This is a genomic window from Desulfosarcina cetonica JCM 12296, assembly GCF_001311845.1.
GTDB lineage: Bacteria > Desulfobacterota > Desulfobacteria > Desulfobacterales > Desulfosarcinaceae > Desulfosarcina > Desulfosarcina cetonica.
Genome location: NZ_BBCC01000335.1, coordinates 1 through 3,733, shown reverse-complemented (window position 1 = coordinate 3,733; position 3,733 = coordinate 1). Strand labels below are relative to the sequence as shown.

At 63.6% G+C, this 3,733-nt stretch carries 4 protein-coding genes; all 4 read left to right on the top strand.

The genetic code is table 11. The features are described from left to right. Window positions 1-244 (top strand): hypothetical protein (locus JCM12296_RS40665; RefSeq protein WP_172684239.1); only part of this gene is annotated, 244 nt, incomplete at its 5' end. Window positions 245-323: 79 nt separating this feature from the next. Continuing rightward, window positions 324-2,042, top strand: coding sequence for a hypothetical protein (locus JCM12296_RS33260; RefSeq protein WP_054702207.1), 1,719 nt, complete (start codon window positions 324-326; stop codon window positions 2,040-2,042). A gap of 35 nt (window positions 2,043-2,077) precedes the next feature. Further along, entirely contained in the window at window positions 2,078-2,308 is a 231-nt protein-coding gene (locus JCM12296_RS33255) for a hypothetical protein (protein ID WP_054702203.1), read from the top strand. A 135-nt stretch (window positions 2,309-2,443) separates the two neighbouring features. Beyond that, window positions 2,444-3,733 (top strand): eCIS core domain-containing protein (locus JCM12296_RS33250; protein WP_157068141.1); only part of this gene is annotated, 1,290 nt, incomplete at its 3' end.

Here is a 3,733-nt window from a genome sequence, read left to right as displayed (position 1 = left end):
CCTGCGCGGGCCTGGTGGGCGCCGGCGCGGCCGGGTGGGCAATTACCTCTTTCGCCTGGAAGTGCATGCCGTGGCCGGCGCGGCCGATAGCCCCACCGCCCTGACGCTGAAATGGTCCAGCGAGAACGGCGCCGAGCAGTTCAGCGCCCAGGCCGAGGGGCTGATGCCTCCGGGATTCGTCAATGCGCGCTTCCTCTACGAATTTTCGATTCAACCACCGAAAAACATGCCGGCGTTCACCTGACTTCAGGATTCTCGCCGCGGGCCGGGATCCTTAACACCACCTACGCCATCCCGGACGGCGTTTCGGACCCCAAAGCTTCGTGCGACGCTGGGACGGGTATTGCGAGCTGAGCCGCAGCGGATCCTCCTGGACCCTGGTGGACGGTTGGGACAAGGGCGTCGACCTGTCCACGGGCATCTCCTCCACCCAGCCCGGATACGTCGCCCTGGGGCCGGGCCTGACGGTCAACCTCGAAGCCTTTCGGATGAACCTGGAGCTGAGTGGCAGAACCTTTGTCGTGGGGGATTACTGGCTCGCGGCGGTGCGTGAGGCGGTTCACACGGCCGGCAGCGCCGTCTGCAGCGGAACCCTGCCCGACGGGATCGACCACCACTTCCTGCGCCTGGCGGGCGTAGCCGCTGACGGAACGGTCACGCGCCATGTGGACGACGCCGATCGGCGGCGCCACAGCTTTCCGCCGCTGACCGATCTGCATGCCCACGATATCGATTACCAGACCGGTTGCACCCAAGGGCTGTTTCTGAATTTCGAGGGAACGGTCAAGCAGGCGCTGGACACCATTTGCAGCATCCAAGCCGAGCATGTCGGTTACCCGAAACCATGCAACACCAGTCTTTATCGGGGACAACCCATTGCCACGGTGGCCGATGCCCTCGGCCTGCTGTGCGATATTCGGGCCCGGCACGTCGCCTATACGCCCGGTGCCTGTGCTTTCCTGAACCAGCCGAATATCGAGACGGTGCAGGATGCCATCGATGCCCTGTGCCAGCGACCGGCCGGTGGCGGATGCAAGGTCACCATCGGACCGGACGGACAGTTCCCCTCCATCGCGGCGGCGGTCAAGGCGCTGACCGCCCAAGGCATCTTCGATATCTGCCTCTGTCTGTTGCGCGGTGAGCATGCGTTGGAAAGGGTTGAAAAAGAGAAGGACTTTCCGCACCTGAATCTGTCGCTGACCGGATGCGGCCCCGGCACGCGGATTCAGCCGAGCGGCTCGGCGGCCTTCATCGGCATCGACGTGCTGCACCTGGCCGATCTGTGGGTCGTCAGTCTCGCGCAGGAGCGCTTGGTGGCAATTTCAGGCTGTGGCGTGGTCGATCTGGATCGCGTGCATCACGTGGGCATGGCGGCCGAAACGGTTTTGCTGGCGGTCAGCGGCACCGCCGCTTTTTCCATGAACCACTGCACGCTGGAAGCCCACGCCAAGGCGGAGCTGAGCATACCGGCGGCGATCTTTGCTTTCGACGCCGACCTGGCAGCGTTGTTTGCTCATCCCGAGCGCCGGACGTTTTTGGCTGCGGCAGGCCTCGAAGCCCAAAGACTGGCCAAATTGAACGCCAATGGCCGCCGGAAAATCGCCGAACAGCTGCAGGCGGCACTCGAGACGGCCGGTAAGCTCTCACGCAACGAACGCCTGAGCTACGAGCGCCTGCTGCAGGTGCTGGTGCTGTCTGAAACCGGCAAGACCCATTTTCTGGACGCGCTGGGCGACATCCGCGATCAGGCCCATCACGCCACGGCCGGCGGCGCACTGCTGCTGGCCGATGCCCTGGCCCGGGTTTCCATTCTGAACAGCCGGATTTATGGTCAGGTCAGCCTTTACGGTGCCTCCGGTGGACAGTCTCAGCGAGGAGGAGATCAAGCAGCTTCAGCAGATGCTGGCCAGCGCCGGTGTGTTGACCCTGGTTGCCCAGGCCGCCGATTTGAGCATCCAGGGCACGATGCTGACCCGCCTGGCCCTGGCGAGCGAACGGTGGATGAAATCCGCCAGATCATCGAAGCGGCAAGGGGGTCCTGACCGATTTTTACAAGGCGATCCTGATTTCCGATTCGATGATTGCCTGGAACGGCAACCTGCTGTTGTCCGCCGACGTCACCTTGGATGGCAATACCATGGAATCCCTGCATACGATTGTCGGCAGCGTGATCGCAGAAACCGTTGTCTACAGCGGCAACCGGGTGCAGCGGCGCATCCGCAACAACGAATGGGTGGGCGGGGGACGCCTGCTCACGGCGGCGCGGGACGCGGTGAAAGCGGCCAACATGCCGGAGGGTAGCTGGTAGCCTGGGTGGCTTCACCCCGAACAAGGAGAGGTGCATGCGGACCTTTGCCTGGAAGCATAAAAAACCGCCCATGGGTATCGCAAGGCGGTTTTCCCACCCTATCGTCGATGGTCCGGCAACCAACGGACGGCGACCGTGGGATCGATTCTGCGTTCGACTGGAATCCAGGCCAAGCTGAAGGCGGGGGGCCCAGGTGAACCATACGAACTGGATGCGGACCGGGCGTCCGGTATCGAGGCCATCAAGACCGGCGGGCGTCCCTTAGATCCCGTATCCCGGACTTTTTTCGAGTCGCGCTTGGGACGCGATCTGGGCCGGGTCCGGCTGCATATGGATTCAGCGGCGTCGGAGATTGCCGAATCCATCCAGGCACGGGCCTTTACCATCGGCAACCATATCGTTATCGGGCGCGGCGGCTGCCCGCCCCACACACCCACGGGCCAACGATTGCTGGGACACGAATTGACGCACGTGATCCAGCAACGGGAGGACCGGATCTCGATTGGTGGCGTGTCCCGCAAACAACGCGTGGCCGAATCCAGTGACGGCGCCGGTCGCCAGCAGGTGATCCGCCGGGACCTGATCGACGATATCCGCGAAGGGGCCGAAGCCATCGGTACGGCACGTTTGCGGGCACTGGCCAATAAGCCGACCGGTTCGGGCGGCTGGACCGGTGCGGATGCAAGCTGCCATGCAAACTTCTGCAGACCTTTCGCCGACGTCAACGAGGCGTTGCGTGACCTGGTCTGGGCCGGGCCGTTAATCCTCGCCGGAATCGCCACCAAGGTGAATCCCAGGGTCGTACCGCTGTGGGCCACGTATATGACCGGCGGCAGCGCTGTGGAAGACTTGAGTGGCCGTTTTGGTGCCGACTTCTCCAGCTCACCAACCACTCAGGCGACGACGCGTTTTCTCATCGACGCCTTACGCCGCCTTGTGGAGCGGGACCATGCCACCCTGATGGGCGGTACATCGAGGGTGACCCTCGATGTGTCCAGCCATCTGATCGACGCCCGGCGTGCGATCAATGCATCGGGCGGACCGAATGAGATGAATTTCAACTATCCCACGGACATCGCGGGCAACATCGCCGGCGGCATCGGCAGCGACCAGAGTGCCCATCCTTTCGGGGCCCGTCCTTCACCGGTCGACGATTCGCGTGCAGCGACCATCACCGCCACCCTGGTGCGGGACCCTTCCGGCACCATCACCGTGACGCCATCGATTCGCTACCGTGTCACGGACACCATCGATTTGTGCCCCGGCAACTGCGGCACGTCGAGGGAACAAGTCGCCACGGTGCCGCTTTCACGCTTCGAAGCCACAAACCTGGTCGGCGATGTCCCCTTCACCATTGATTTCGACGCACCGGCCGCCGAACTGGCCAGCTTTACCGTGACGCCGGCGCCTGCCGTCGCACCCCCG